The organism is Amycolatopsis sp. ATCC 39116 (assembly GCF_000231075.2).
Lineage (GTDB): Bacteria > Actinomycetota > Actinomycetes > Mycobacteriales > Pseudonocardiaceae > Amycolatopsis_E > Amycolatopsis_E tucumanensis.
On record NZ_AFWY03000008.1, the window covers coordinates 193899 to 207249 of the forward strand.

Consider the following 13351-nt stretch of genomic DNA (forward strand, 5'->3'; position numbering starts at 1 on the left):
CGGTCCCCTCAGTGCTCGTGGACGATGACGCCGCGGATGTTCTTGCCGTCGAGCATGTCCTGGTAGCCCTGGTTGACCTCGTCCAGCGAGTAGCGCCGGGTGATCAGCTCGTCCAGCTTCAGGTCGCCCGAGCGGTACAGGCCCAGCAGCCGCGGCACGTCGTAGAGCGGGTTGCAGTTGCCGAACAACGCGCCCTGCGCCCGCCGCTGGTAGCCGATGAACAGGCCCGCGTTGGCGTCGATCCAGCCGCCACCCACGGCGGTGATGGTGACCTTGCCGCTCTTGCCGACGACGTCGAGGGCGCGGGCGATCACCTCGTCGTGCAGGACACCGACGGTGATGATCGCGTGGTCGGCCAGCTGGCCCCAGGTGGTCTCGACGACGAACTCGTGCGCCTCCTTCGCGTCGGCGAAGGTGTGGGTCGCGCCGAAGACCTTCGCCATGTCCCGCTTGAACTCCACCGGGTCCACCACGACCACGTGCTTGGCGCCGGCGTAACGCGCGCCCTGCACCGCGTTGCTGCCGACGCCGCCCGCGCCGTAGACCACCACTGTCTCCCCCGCCCGCACGCCGGCGGCGTACACCGCCGACCCCCAGCCGGTCGGCACGCCGCAGCCGACCAGCGCGGCGATCTCGAACGGGATGTCCCGCGGGATCGGGATGCAGGAGAACTCCGACACCACGGCGTACTGCGAGAAGGTGCCGAGCACGCACAGCCCGCCGAAGTCCTCGCCGCCGGCGTGGAAGCGGAAGGTGCCGTCGGGGAACTCGCCGGTGGACGCGTTCTTGCCCGCGTCGCACAGGTTCTGGTGCCCGGTGGAGCAGTAGCGGCACTGGCCGCACGCCGGGATGAAGGAGCAGACGACGTGGTCGCCGGCCGCGACGCGGGTGACGTCCGCGCCGACGGCCTCGACGACCCCGGCGCCCTCGTGCCCGCCGACCACGGGGAAGCGCATCTGCGCGTCGCCCTTCTGGATGTGGTCGTCGGAGTGGCACAGGCCGGCCGCGTTGAAGCGGATCCGGACCTCGTGCGCCTTCGGCTCGTCCAGGTCGAGGTCGATGATCTCCCAGGGGCGCCGGGGTTCCCGGCACACCGCGGCTCGCGTGGTGATGGTCATGAAGGTCCCCGTTCGCTGACGTGGGGTGGTTCGACCCACCTTCGCTTCGGGCCCCGGGCGGCACCAGCGCCCTTTCCACGTCACGAAAACCTTGCGCCCGGCCGGGCTCAGGCCGCCGTGATCACCTCCTCGGCCACCCACCTGGCGACGCCCGGCGGGTAGGGCGCGGGCAGACCGAGGACGAAGTGGGTGAAGCCGGCGCCGGCGGCAGCGCCGATCGCCTTGCGGGTGTCGCCGGGCCGTTCGTAGGAAACCGGCAGGTGGATCGACCGCGTGATCGCCGCCGGGTCGCGGCCGATGTCGCGGCAGTAGCGGTCGAGCAACGCGCTGCGCTCGACGGCGTCGTCGAGGTCACCGCCCGGGATGTTCCACAGGTCCGCGTGCTCGGCCACCACCCGCAGCGTCGCCTTCGCGCGGCCGCCGACGAGGATCGGCGGGCCGGGGCGCTGCACCGGTTTGGGGTTGCCGAACGCTCCGGTGAGCTTCACGTGGGCGCCGTCGAAGTCGAACGGCCGCTCCTCGGTCCACAGGCGGCGGATGACGGTCAGGGCCTCATCGAGGCTCGCGGTGGCGTCCGCGGCGTCGTGGAAGGGCAGGCCGTGTGCCTCGTATTCGCGGCGGGCGAGCGGGTGGCCGGGCCGCGAGCCGACGCCGATGCCGAAGTCGAGGCGGCCGCCGGAGACGACGTCCACGGTGGTGGCGATCTTGGCCAGCACCGCGGGCGGGCGGAACCGGTTGCTGGTCACCAGGAGCCCGAGGCGCAGGCGGCTGGTCTGCGCGGCCAGTGCGGACAGCAGGGTCCAGCCTTCGAGGACCGGGCCGTCCGGATCGCCCGCGATCGGCATGAGGTGGTCGAACAGCCAGGCGTGCTCGATCTCGGGGATTGCGTCGGCCTCTTGCCAGACGCGGCGGATGTCGTCGTAGCCGGCCTGCATGGGCGCGGTCATGATGCCGAAACTGGGCATTCGGGGTTCCTATCGGCGTCGCCGCAGCGACGGGTCGAGCAGCGCGGGCCGGGTGTCGACCTTCTCGCCCGGGGCGAGGTCGGTGCCGGGGGCGACGATCGAGTCGATGGCGTCGAGCACGTCGGCGGGCAGCACCACGTCGGCGGCCGCGAGCTGCGAGTTCAGGTGGTCCAGCGTGCGCGGGCCGATGAGCGCGGTGCTCACCGCCGGGTGCGCGAGCACGAAGCCGAGCGCGAGCTGGATCATCGTCAGGCCGGCCTCGTCGGCGACCTTCGCCAGCTGCTCGACGGCGTCCAGCTTGGCCCGGTTGACCGGCAGGGCGGTGTCGAAGCGCTCGGGCATGTTCGCGGAGCGGTTGGTGCGGAACTCGCGGTCCGCCCGGATGGCGCCGGAGAGCCAGCCCGACGCGAGCGGGCTCCACACCAGCACGCCCATCCCGTACTGCTCGGTGACCGGCAGGACGTCGGCCTCGGCGGCCCGCTGCAGGATCGAGTAGCCGGGCTGCTCGGTGGCGAACCGGCCCAGGTGGTGCTCGCGGGCCGCCCACTGGGCCTGCACGATGCGGTAGGCCGGGTAGGTCGACGAGCCGAAGTAGCGGATCTTGCCCGCGCGCTGCAGGTCGGTCAGAGCCGAGAGGGTCTCCTCGTCGCTGGTCGCCGGGTCCCAGCGGTGGATCTGGTAGAGGTCGACGTGGTCGGCCCCGAGGCGGCGCAGGCTGCGGTCCAGCTCGGTGACCAGCCAGCGGCGGGAGGCGCCGCGGTGGCTGTGGTCGTCGTCGACCGGCAGACCCGCCTTGGTGGCGAGCACGAGGTCGTCGCGGCGGCCGGCGATGGCGCGGCCCACGATCTCCTCCGAGCCCGGGTAGAAGTCGGCGGTGTCGATCAGGTTGACGCCGGCGTCGAGCGCGGCGTCGACGATGGCGTTCGCCTCGTCCTGGGTGGTGCGGCCGATCGCGCCGAAGTTCATCGCGCCGAGCGACAGTGCGCTGACGCGCACGCCGGTGTGGCCCAGGGTGCGGTACTGCAAGGTGGTGTCCCCTCTATGCTGGGAGCAAGCGGAACGTTGCTCCGCTACTCACGATACGGAACCTTGTTCCGCTTAGCAAGGAGGTGTGCGTGGCCGACGAGGGGAAGCCAGTCCGGACCAAGCGGGCCGACGCCCGGCGGAACGAGAAAGCCCTGCTGGACGCGGCCGCCGCGGTGTTCGTGCGGGCGGGCGTGGACGCGCCGGTGCGGGACATCGCCGCGGAGGCCGGGGTCGGGATGGGCACGATCTACCGCCACTTCCCCACCAGGGCGGACCTGATCATCGCCGTGTACCGGCACCAGGTCGACGCCTGTGCCGAGGCGGGTCCCGCGCTGCTGGCGAGCGAGGCGCCGTACGCGGCGCTGCGGAAGTGGGTGGACCTGTTCGTGGACTTCCTGGTGACGAAGCACGGCCTGGCGGGCGTGCTGCAGTCCGACGAGGCGGGTTTCGCGGCGCTGCACGCCTACTTCCTGGACCGGCTGGTCCCGGTGTGCGCGAGCCTGCTCGACGCGGCGCGCGCGGCGGGCGAAATCCACCGGGACGTCGAGGCGTACGCCCTGATGCGCGGCGTGGGAAACCTGTGCGTCGGTGCGGACTCCGACCCCCGCTACGACGCCCGCCGCCTGGTGGAGCTGCTGATCGCCGGGCTGCGCTGAGTCAGCAACCCGCCGCGGCGCGCGCCGCGGGGAACCAGCTCGCCAGGAAGGCCAGCAGCACGTCCCGCGGTTGCGCGGCCTCGGACTGGACGAGACCCACGAACAACCGCGGTTGCCCGGCGTGCGTGCACTCGGCCATGGCCTTGGCGCCGCGGTCGGCCACCGCGGTCACGTCGCCCGCGCCGTCGACGAGGACGGGGTTGCCAAGCCGCCGCAGCCCGTCGTCGTCCAGGGAGACCGCGGCGGTGCCGCGGTCGGTGACGTCGGCCGCGAGGTAGAGCACGGTCGAGCCGTCCACGCTCAGCCGGCAGGACACGCTGCCCTGCCCCTTGTCGGTGAAGCTCTCGGCGATCCCCTCGCCGTCCGGCAGGAGCGGCGTCAGCGCGGCGGACTCCACCGGAACGCCGCACACGTGATCGGGCACGGCGTAGGCGCGCTCGGAGGCGCACCCGCCGACGGCCACCAGCCCCGCGATGGCCAGCACGGCGCCGAAGTTGATCGACACGCCCGCGACCTTGACCGGTGCGGCCGGACGGCCCTCTCACCCCTGCACGGCCGCCGCCCGGACCCCCGCAGCCGCGCCCGGCAGCCGCGCGCCCCCGGGCTACTTGCCCCGCGGGTCGTTGCCGGGGCCTTGGTCGTCGGGTTGGGTGGCGGCGGCGGCGAGTTCGCCGGGTGAGGCGTGGTGTTTTTGGAATGGGGTCATGTGGGCTTCGTCGCGGAAGCGCTGGACCATGTGCGGGTAGTGGAGTTCGAAGGCGGGCCGTTCGGAGCGGATGCGGGGTAGTTCGGTGAAGTTGTGGCGTGGTGGTGGGCAGGTGGTGGCCCATTCCAGGGAGTTGCCGTAGCCCCAGGGGTCGTCGACGGTGACGGGTTCGCCGTAGCGGTAGCTGCGGACGACGTTGTAGATGAAGGGCAGCATGGACAGGCCGAGCAGGAAGGCGCCGATGGTGGAGGCCATGTGCATGCCGGTGAAGGCGTCGGTGGCGAGGTAGTCGGCGTAGCGGCGGGGCATGCCGGCGTCGCCGAGCCAGTGCTGGACCAGGAAGGTGGTGTGGAAGCCGAGGAAGGTGGTCCAGAAGTGGAGTTTGGCGAGTCGTTCGTCCATCATGCGGCCGGTCATCTTGGGGAACCAGAAGTAGATGCCGGCGAAGGTGGCGAACACGATGGTGCCGAAGAGCACGTAGTGGAAGTGCGCGACCACGAAGTAGCTGTCGTGGATGTGGAAGTCCAGGGGTGGTGAGGCGAGCAGGATGCCGGTCAGCCCGCCGAGCAGGAACGTCACCAGGAACCCCACCGACCACAGCATGGGCGATTCGAAGGTGAGTTTGCCGTGCCACATGGTGCCGATCCAGTTGAAGAACTTGATGCCGGTGGGGATGGCGATGAAGAACGTCATGATGGAGAAGAAGGGCAGCAGCACCGCGCCGGTGGCGAACATGTGGTGCGCCCACACCGCCACCGACAGGGCGGTGATCCCGACCGTGGCCCACACCATCAGCTTGTAGCCGAACAGGGGTTTGCGGCTGAACACCGGGATGATCTCGGTGATGATGCCGAAGAACGGCAGCGCGATGATGTAGACCTCGGGGTGGCCGAAGAACCAGAACAGGTGCTGCCACAGGATCGCGCCGCCATTGCCGGGGTCGAACACGTGCGCCCCGATCAGCCGGTCGGCCAGCAACCCGAACAACGCCGCGGTCAGGATCGGGAAGGCCAGCAGCACCAGCACGCTGGTGAACAGGATGTTCCAGGTGAAGATCGGCATCCGCCACATCGTCATGCCCGGGCAGCGCAGGCACACGATCGTGGTCAGCATGTTCACCGCGCCCAGGATCGTGCCCAGACCGGACACGATCAGCCCGGCCACCCACAGGTTCCCGCCGATCCCGGGCGAGTTCGCCGCGTCCGACAACGGCGTGTAGGCGGTCCAGCCGAAATCCGCCGCCCCGCCCGGAGTCAGGAACGCCCCCATCACGATCAGCCCGCCGAACAGGAACAACCAGTAGGAAAACGAGTTCAACCGCGGGAACGCCACATCCGGCGCCCCGATCTGCAACGGCAGGATGTAGTTGGCGAACCCGAACACCGTCGGCGTCGCATACAGCAACAACATGATCGTGCCGTGCATCGTGAACAGCTGGTTGTACTGCTCCGGCGACAGGAACTGCAACCCCGGCCGCGCCAGCTCCCCCCGGATCAGCAACGCCATCAACCCGCCCACCATGAAGAACGCGAACGACGTCGTCAGGTACAGGATCGCGATCTGCTTCGGATCCGTCGTCCGCAACAACCGCAACACCGCCGAACCACGCGACGGCCGGTGCACCGCGGGACGCGGCACCAGAACGGGATCGGCGGGACGCAACGTGTCGGTCATGCGGTGCCCTTCGCGGCGAGTTCCAACCGTGCCGCGCCCTGCTACCCGTTCCGGCGATCGCGCAAACCCGGCGCCGGCGCGTGTCACCCGCCGGCACGGGGGTACAGGGAACCCGCGACGACACGACGGAGGGCGCGATGGACAGGACCTGGCTGGGACTCGGCGGGCTGGCGGCGGCAGCGGCCGCGGCCGCACCGGTGGTCCGGAAGCGACTGGCCCGCCGGGGCGGGACGGAGGCCGGCCGCTGGCTCACCGTCACGATCGGCGAGTCGCCCCTGAGCGTGGGCAACAGCGACGAGCTGCGGCGGACGCTGGCCGACTTCGGCGACACCGTGGAGTTCCGCCTCACCGCGGCCCCCGGTGAACGGGGCACCGAGGTCGCGCTGCGCCCGGTGGACCCCGGGCCGGGCGGCGCGCTCGCCCGGCTCAGCGGTGCCGATCCGCGGCAGGACATCCGCCGGGCGCTGCGGGACCTCAAGTCGCGGCTGGAGACCGGCGAGGTGATCCGCCCGGACCCGCCGACCACCGGGAAACCCACACCGGGCGGCGCGATCATGCGCTTCGCGACGCGGCGCGCGGGCGGGGAGGGACGGCTGTGAAGGCGTTGTGCTGGCAGGGCGTGAACAAGCTCTCCGTGGAGAACGTGCGGGATCCGGAGATCCGCAACGACCAGGACGTCGTCGTGAAGGTCACCGCGAGCACCACCTGCGGCTCCGACCTGCACCTGATCGGCGGCTACATCCCGGCGATGGAAGCCGGGGACGTGCTGGGCCACGAGTTCCTCGGCGAAGTGGTCGAGGTCGGCTCGGGCGTGCGGCGGCACCGCGTCGGCGACCGCGTGGTGGTGGCGTCGTTCATCGGCTGCGGCCGCTGCTGGTACTGCCGCAACGACCTGTGGTCGCTGTGCGACAACAGCAACACCAACCCGGGCATCACCGCGATGGCCTACGGCTACGAGCCCGGCGGGATCTTCGGCTACTCACACGCGATGGGCGGGTTCCAGGGCAGCCACGCCGAGTACATCCGGGTGCCCTTCGCCGACTACGGCGCCTTCACGGTGCCCGAGGGGCTCGACGACGACGCGGCGTTGTTCGCCTCCGACTCGATCCCGACCGGCTGGATGGGGGCCGACCTCGGCGGCGTCAAGCCCGGGGACGTCGTCGCCGTGTGGGGGTGCGGCGCGGTGGGCCAGATGGCGGCCAGGGCGGCCATCCTGCTCGGCGCGGAACGGGTGATCTCCATCGACCGCTACCCGGAACGGCTCGCCATGACCGAGCGGCACATCGGGTCCGAGACCATCGACTACAGCAGCACCGACGTCGGCGCCGAGCTCCGTGAGCGCACCGGCGGCCGCGGCCCGGACGTGTGCATCGAAGCGGTGGGCATGGAGGCGCACACCACCGGCGTCGAGCAGGCCTACGACCAGGTGAAGCAGCAGCTGCGGCTGCACACCGAGCGGCCGGCGGCGGTGCGGGAGGCCATCCACGCCTGCCGCAAGGGCGGCACCGTGTTCGTCCTCGGCGTGTTCGGCGGGCTGGTGGACAAGTTCCCGCTCGGCGCGGTCATCAACAACGGCCTCACCATCCGCGGGGCCCAGCAGCACGGGCAGCGCTACATCCCGATGCTGCTGGAGCGGATGGCCGCGGGCGAGATCCCCACCCGGCACCTGGTCACGCACACGCTGCCGCTCGACGAGGGCCCGAAGGGGTACGACCTGTTCAAGCACAAGAAGGACGGCTGCGTGCGCGCGGTCTTCCACCCCGCACACTGACCGTCCACAGCGGAACGGCCGCGTGCTGCCACGGGAGTCGTGGCGGCACGCGGCCGTTTCCGGTCGGGACGAGTGTCAGCGCTTGAGGAACTTCAGGCTGTTGGACAGCGAGTCCGACCACGGCGAGGCCAGGTCCAGCCTGCGCAGCTCGTCGGCGTGCTGGACCGCGGCCAGCTCCGCCATCAGCCGGGCGCGCATCCGGTCGTCGTGCGCGGCGTTGGCCGCCCGCAGCGCCCGGTCCAGCCGGGTCTTGCGGAACGGCGTGAACCAGGACGCGCGGGCCAGGTGCGCGGCACGGCGCGCCGCGCGGTCCCGGGTCCGGGCCAGTGCGTCGCGCTCGTCGTCGCCGAGGCCGAGGCGGGAGAGGAAGCGCTCCTTGAGCTCACGGCTGACCCGCGACCAGGTCGTGACGCGGGCGCGGGTGTGCCGCAGCTCGATGCCCAGGGCCAGGTGCAGCATGACCACACCGAGGACCGGGCCGAGCGTGACCCGCGCCAGGCCGGACACCGGGCCGGCCAGGTCGAAGGCCATGTAGCCGGACGCCGCGCACAGCGCCCACAGGATCAGCCGGGCCGGGCCCGGCTTGCCCTTGGGGCTGCGGATCTCGGCGCGCATCGCGAACCCGCACGCGATCAGCGCGACCTCGACCACGGCGAACATCGCGGCACGCTCGTAGACGTTGGTGATCCCGAGCTTCTCCCCGAAGAAGCGCCACGAGGTGTCCACCGAGACCAGCAGCGACATGAACGCCACCAGGTAGAAGCCGCGCGACCCCTCCGGCGACTTGCGCTTCGCCGGCTTGGCCGCCTCGGCGGTCTCCGTGATCTCCCCGGTGGGCGTGTCGGTCTCGTCGCCCTGCGGCTCCGCCTCGGCGGCCGCGTCGGCTTCCTTGCGGCCGTCCAGCTCGGCCAGCATCTTCACCGACAGCCGCGGCAGGTCCCCGGTGTCGCCGAGCCCGCGCTCCTCCCGCCACTTGCCGACCTTCTCCGCGACCGCGGCGCGCTCGCGCTTGGGGTTGGTGACCACGCCGTAGGTCACCAGGAAGGCCAGCACGTCGGAGGTCGACGGCTCACCCAGTGTCTCGCACGCGTACCGGATCTTCTCGTCCATGGTGTCCAACATGACCAGGCGGGCGGCGTGCGCCGCGCTGCTTATCACGTCGGTTGAAGCAGCGTGCTGGTCGCTCTCGGTTTCCATGTCGTTGTCCTTGTGGAGTTCTCGACGGTGGGGAGCGCGAACATAGCAGGTGGGTAGATCAACCGGGTGATCGGCCTTGATCTGTTACCTGCCGTTTCCCCGGCGGACCACGCGCGGCGGGTCCGGCGGGGAAGCGCTTTCACCGCCCTCAGCTCCCGGCGCGGGCCCCGGCCCCGGCCGTGCTCGGGGCGGGCAGCGCCCGCAGCAGGTCCTCGACCCGTTCCTTCGCGTCGCCGAACAGCATGGCGGAGTTGTCGCGGAAGAAGAGCGGGTTCTGCACGCCCGCGTAGCCCGAGGACATCGACCGCTTGAACACCACGACGTTTTTGGCCTCCCACACCCGCAGCACCGGCATGCCGGCGATCGGCGAGCCGGGGTCCTCGGCCGCGGCCGGGTTGACCGTGTCGTTGGCGCCGATGACGAGGACGACGTCGGTGCCGGCGAAGTCGTCGTTGATCTCGTCCATCTCCAGCACGATGTCATAGGGCACCTTCGCCTCGGCGAGCAGCACGTTCATGTGCCCGGGCAGGCGGCCGGCCACCGGGTGGATGCCGAACCGGACCTCGACCCCGCGTTCCCGCAGCCGCCGGGTCAGCTCGGCGACGCCGTGCTGGGCCTGCGCGACGGCCATGCCGTAGCCGGGGGTGATGATCACGCTGCTCGCGTCGGCCAGCAGCTCGGCCGCGCCGTCGGCGGTGATCTCCTTGTGCTCGCCGTAGTCGGTGTCGTCCGCCGGGCCGGCCTCGATCCCGAACCCGCCCGCGATGACCGAGATGAACGAGCGGTTCATCGCCTTGCACATGATGTAGGACAGGTAGGCACCGGAGGAGCCGACCAGCGCGCCGGTGACGATGAGCAGGTTGTTCTCCAGCAGGAACCCGCTCGCGGCGGCCGCCCAGCCGGAGTAGCTGTTCAGCATCGACACCACCACCGGCATGTCGCCGCCGCCGATCGAGGCCACCAGGTGCCAGCCCAGCGCGAGCGCCACCGCGGTGACCACGACGAGCAGCCACAGCTGCGGGTCGATGACGAACCACACCGTCAGCGCGACGAACACCGCCAGCGCGCCGAGGTTGAGGAAGTTCTTGCCGGGCAGCATCAGCGGCTTGGAGTTGATCCGCGCCGACAGCTTCAGGAACGCGACGATCGACCCGGTGAAGGTCACCGCGCCGATGAACACGCCGATGAACACCTCGGCCGAGTGGATCCCGCCCAGCCCGAGCGCGGCCAGCGTCCGCGCCTCGGCCCCCTCGGGGTGCGCTTCGACCTCCAGGTAGCCGTTCCAGCCGACCAGCACGGCGGCCAGGCCGACGAAGGAGTGCAGCAGCGCGATCAGCTCGGGCATGCCGGTCATCTGCACCACGCGGGCGCGCTGCAGGCCGACGGCGGCGCCGAGCACCACCGCCACCACCATCAGCACCACGCCGAGGGTGGAGATGTCGCGGTGCACGGCCAGCGCGATGGTCGCCGCCAGCGCGACGACCATGCCCGCGATGCCGAACCCGTTGCCGGTCTTGGCGGTCTCGTGCTTGGACAGCCCCGCCAGCGCCAGGATGAACAACAACGCGGCGACCAGGTAGGCCGCCTGCGCGATCGTGTCGAGAGTCATGAGTTCAGGTCTCCTGATCGGGCTCAGCTGCGGGAGAACATCGAGAGCATGCGCCGGGTGACGGCGAACCCGCCGAAGATGTTGATCGAGGCGAGCAGGATCGCCGCGAACGCCAGCCAGGTCACCGCCCCGCCGCCGTGCCCGACCTGCAACAGCGCGCCGACCACGATGATCCCGGAGATCGCGTTGGTCACCGACATCAGCGGCGTGTGCAGCGCGTGGTGCACGTGCCCGATCACGTAGAACCCGATCACCACCGCCATCGCGAACACGGTCAGGTGCCCCTGCAACGCCGGCGGCGACGCCGCGACCAGCAGAAACAGCAACGCGCCCGCCACCGCGGTCAGCCCGATCCGGGCGGCCGGGGACAGCTTCTTCTTCTCCGGCTCCGGCTCCTTGGCGGCGGCCTTCGGCGTGGCCTGCGCGGGAGCGGCCGACACCTGCGCCGGGGGCGGCGGCCACAGCAGCTCGCCCTCGCGGACCACGGTCATCGACCGGATGACGATGTCCTCCAGGTCGAACACCGGCGTGCCGTCCTTGCCCGGCGTCACCAGCTTCATCAGGTTGACCAGGTTCGTGCCGTACAGCTGCGACGACTGCGCGGGCAACCGGCCGGGCAGGTCGGTGTAGCCGAGGATCGTCACCCCGTTGTCCGTGGTGACGGCCTTGCCGGCAACGGTGCCCTCGACGTTGCCGCCGTTGGCCGCGGCCATGTCCACGATCACGCTGCCCGGCCGCATCGAGGCGACCATGCCGGCGGTGATGATCCGCGGCGCCGGCTTCCCGGGGATCAGCGCGGTGGTGATGATGATGTCCACGTCGCGGCACTGCTCCTCGTAGAGCTGCCGCTCGCGGGCCTTGTAGTCGTCGCTCATCTCCTTGGCGTAGCCCGTGGCGGAGACCTCGACGTCGGGCGCCTCGATGGACAGGTACTCCCCGCCCAGCGACTTGACCTGGTCGGCCACCTCGGGCCGCGGGTCCGTCGCGCGCACCACCGCGCCGAGGCTGCCCGCCGCGCCGATCGCGGCCAGTCCGGCCACGCCCGCGCCGACGACGAGGACCTTCGCCGGGGGCACCTTGCCCGCGGCGGTGACCTGCCCGGTGAAGAACCGGCCGAACGTGTGCGCCGCCTCGACCACCGCGCGGTACCCGGCAATGTTGGCCATCGACGACAGCACGTCCAGCGACTGGGCCCGCGAGATCCGCGGCACCGCGTCCATCGCCATCGCGGTGATGGGCCGCTTCGCCAGGTCGTCGACCAGCTCCTTGTTCAGGGCCGGGGCCAGCAGGCTGATCAGGGTCGCGCCCGGCTTCATCGCGTCCAGCTGCTCCTTGGCCGGCGCGTTCACCCCCAGGACGATCTCCGCCTGCACGGCGTTCCCGATCGACGCGCCTGCTTCGGCGTACGCCTCGTCGGAGAAGCTCGCCAGTTCACCGGCGCCCGGCTCCACCACGACCTCGTAGCCCAGCTTGAGCAGCTGGGCCACCGTCGCGGGCGTCGCGGCCACCCTGGTCTCGCCGGGGGTGGCCTCCTTCAGCACTCCGACCAGCATCGAATCACCTCGTCCACGGTTGGACGACGAACGCCGGGTGTCGTACGTCGACGTACTCCTGGTCGCGCTCCCCCGTGGCCGACCCCGGTCGGGGAGCGCGCGATCATATTCGCAGCCTTTTTAACACGATGGCCCGATTCTGCCGGTGACTGCGGCCACATGCGGATGATGGGGTGGTGCGCAGGCGGCTGTTGATCGGCGCGGCGGTGGTCGTCATCATCGTGGCGGTGGTGTTCGGCAGCGCCTTCGCGTTCCAGCGCAGGCTCATCTACCTGCCCTCGGGCGGCCCGGTCCCGTCCGCGGCGGAGGTCCTCCCCGGTGGCCGGGACGTCGCGCTGCGCACCGCGGACGGGCTGACTCTCACCGCCTGGTACTTCCCGGTGGCCGCGCCGCGCGCGGCGGTGCTGGTGGCCCCGGGCAACGCCGGCAACCGGTCGCTGCGCGCACCGCTCGCGCGGGCCCTGCACGCCGCGGGCGTGGCGACCCTGCTGCTGGACTACCGCGGGTACGGCGGCAACCCGGGCTCGCCGACGGAGGCCGGGCTCGCGCTGGACGTGCGCGCGGCCCGCGAGTTCCTGGCCGCGCAGGCGCGGGTGCCGCTGGTCTACTTCGGCGAGAGCCTGGGCGCGGCGGTGGTGGCCGGGCTCGCCGTGGACTTCCCGCCCGCGGCGCTGGTGCTGCGCTCCCCGTTCACCGACCTGGCCGCGGTCGCCCGGCGGCACTACCCGTTCCTGCCGGTGCGGCTGTTGCTGCTGGACACCTTCCCGGTCGCCGAGCAGGTCGCGCGGGTGCCCGCGCCGGTCACCGTGGTCTACGGCGGCGCCGACTCGATCGTGCCGCCGGAGCAGAGCCGGGCCGTGGCCGCGGCCGCCGGCGGGCGGGCCGTCGAGGTGCCCGGCGCGGACCACAACGACCCGGTGCTGCTGGACGGCCCCGCGGTGATCGACGCGATCACCGCGGCGGCCGGGTGATCAGCGGAACGCGGCCTGCCCGGTCATCGCCTGGCCGATGTGCCGCGGACAGGCGACCAGCGCCGGGTCCGCACGTCGTCGCCGGCGGCCAGGAACCCGTCGAAC

The 13351-nt window shown here is 71.5% G+C and carries 12 protein-coding genes; 4 read left to right on the forward strand and 8 right to left on the reverse strand.

Features of this window, described 5'->3' with window-relative positions; all coding sequences use genetic code 11:
* Window positions 1–8: 8 nt before the first annotated feature.
* The 3 genes from AMY39116_RS0312610 to AMY39116_RS0312620 form a co-directional block, all read right to left on the reverse strand.
* The gene (locus tag AMY39116_RS0312610; RefSeq protein ID WP_020418018.1) at window positions 9–1118 is read right to left on the reverse strand and encodes an NDMA-dependent alcohol dehydrogenase; all 1110 of its coding nucleotides are present in this window, start codon (window positions 1116–1118) and stop codon (window positions 9–11) included.
* Between the two features lie 107 nt (window positions 1119–1225).
* Complete coding sequence (locus AMY39116_RS0312615; protein ID WP_020418019.1) at window positions 1226–2083, reverse strand: LLM class flavin-dependent oxidoreductase; 858 nt, start codon at window positions 2081–2083, stop codon at window positions 1226–1228.
* 9 nt (window positions 2084–2092) lie between these two features.
* Window positions 2093–3109: an aldo/keto reductase gene (locus tag AMY39116_RS0312620; RefSeq protein ID WP_020418020.1), complete on the reverse strand. Its 1017-nt coding sequence runs from the start codon at window positions 3107–3109 to the stop codon at window positions 2093–2095.
* Between the two features lie 89 nt (window positions 3110–3198).
* Between AMY39116_RS0312620 and AMY39116_RS0312625 the strand changes: the two genes are divergently transcribed.
* Window positions 3199–3765, forward strand: a complete 567-nt coding sequence (locus AMY39116_RS0312625) for a TetR/AcrR family transcriptional regulator (RefSeq protein ID WP_020418021.1) — start codon at window positions 3199–3201, stop codon at window positions 3763–3765.
* 1 nt (window position 3766) lies between these two features.
* On the opposite strand, the gene AMY39116_RS42725 is transcribed toward AMY39116_RS0312625, so the two are convergent.
* Both AMY39116_RS42725 and ctaD read right to left on the reverse strand, forming a co-directional pair.
* Window positions 3767–4270 (reverse strand): hypothetical protein, encoded by a 504-nt coding sequence (locus tag AMY39116_RS42725; RefSeq protein ID WP_020418022.1) that lies wholly within the window; start codon window positions 4268–4270, stop codon window positions 3767–3769.
* Window positions 4271–4369: 99 nt separating this feature from the next.
* Window positions 4370–6145: a cytochrome c oxidase subunit I gene (gene ctaD / locus AMY39116_RS0312635; protein WP_020418023.1), complete on the reverse strand. Its 1776-nt coding sequence runs from the start codon at window positions 6143–6145 to the stop codon at window positions 4370–4372.
* Window positions 6146–6282: 137 nt separating this feature from the next.
* On the opposite strand from ctaD, the gene AMY39116_RS0312640 reads away from it, so the two are divergent.
* The gene (locus tag AMY39116_RS0312640) at window positions 6283–6744 is read left to right on the forward strand and encodes a hypothetical protein (protein WP_020418024.1); all 462 of its coding nucleotides are present in this window, start codon (window positions 6283–6285) and stop codon (window positions 6742–6744) included.
* Complete coding sequence (locus tag AMY39116_RS0312645) at window positions 6741–7916, forward strand: zinc-dependent alcohol dehydrogenase (protein WP_020418025.1); 1176 nt, start codon at window positions 6741–6743, stop codon at window positions 7914–7916. The genes AMY39116_RS0312640 and AMY39116_RS0312645 overlap by 4 nt, the downstream gene beginning before the upstream one ends.
* A 75-nt stretch (window positions 7917–7991) precedes the next feature.
* On the opposite strand, the gene AMY39116_RS0312650 is transcribed toward AMY39116_RS0312645, so the two are convergent.
* The 3 genes from AMY39116_RS0312650 to AMY39116_RS0312660 form a co-directional block, all read right to left on the reverse strand.
* On the reverse strand, window positions 7992–9113 hold the full coding sequence (locus AMY39116_RS0312650) for a hypothetical protein (RefSeq protein ID WP_017982607.1): 1122 nt from the start codon (window positions 9111–9113) through the stop codon (window positions 7992–7994).
* A gap of 148 nt (window positions 9114–9261) precedes the next feature.
* Window positions 9262–10722: a Re/Si-specific NAD(P)(+) transhydrogenase subunit beta gene (pntB, locus tag AMY39116_RS0312655; protein ID WP_020418026.1), complete on the reverse strand. Its 1461-nt coding sequence runs from the start codon at window positions 10720–10722 to the stop codon at window positions 9262–9264.
* A 23-nt stretch (window positions 10723–10745) separates the two neighbouring features.
* A complete protein-coding gene (locus tag AMY39116_RS0312660) occupies window positions 10746–12275 on the reverse strand; it encodes a Re/Si-specific NAD(P)(+) transhydrogenase subunit alpha (RefSeq protein WP_020418027.1) in 1530 nt (509 codons plus the stop codon).
* Window positions 12276–12451: 176 nt separating this feature from the next.
* Between AMY39116_RS0312660 and AMY39116_RS0312665 the strand changes: the two genes are divergently transcribed.
* Window positions 12452–13246: an alpha/beta hydrolase gene (locus AMY39116_RS0312665; RefSeq protein ID WP_157358527.1), complete on the forward strand. Its 795-nt coding sequence runs from the start codon at window positions 12452–12454 to the stop codon at window positions 13244–13246.
* Window positions 13247–13351: the final 105 nt, after the last annotated feature.

Coding starts and splice junctions, on each gene's coding strand:
- AMY39116_RS0312610 (WP_020418018.1), bottom strand. CDS start 1,118: ATGACCATCACCACGCGAGCCGCGGTGTGCCGGGAACCCCGGCGCCCC.
- AMY39116_RS0312615 (WP_020418019.1), bottom strand. CDS start 2,083: ATGCCCAGTTTCGGCATCATGACCGCGCCCATGCAGGCCGGCTACGAC.
- ctaD (WP_020418023.1), bottom strand. CDS start 6,145: ATGACCGACACGTTGCGTCCCGCCGATCCCGTTCTGGTGCCGCGTCCC.
- AMY39116_RS0312640 (WP_020418024.1), top strand. CDS start 6,283: ATGGACAGGACCTGGCTGGGACTCGGCGGGCTGGCGGCGGCAGCGGCC.
- AMY39116_RS0312650 (WP_017982607.1), bottom strand. CDS start 9,113: ATGGAAACCGAGAGCGACCAGCACGCTGCTTCAACCGACGTGATAAGC.
- pntB (WP_020418026.1), bottom strand. CDS start 10,722: ATGACTCTCGACACGATCGCGCAGGCGGCCTACCTGGTCGCCGCGTTG.
- AMY39116_RS0312660 (WP_020418027.1), bottom strand. CDS start 12,275: ATGCTGGTCGGAGTGCTGAAGGAGGCCACCCCCGGCGAGACCAGGGTG.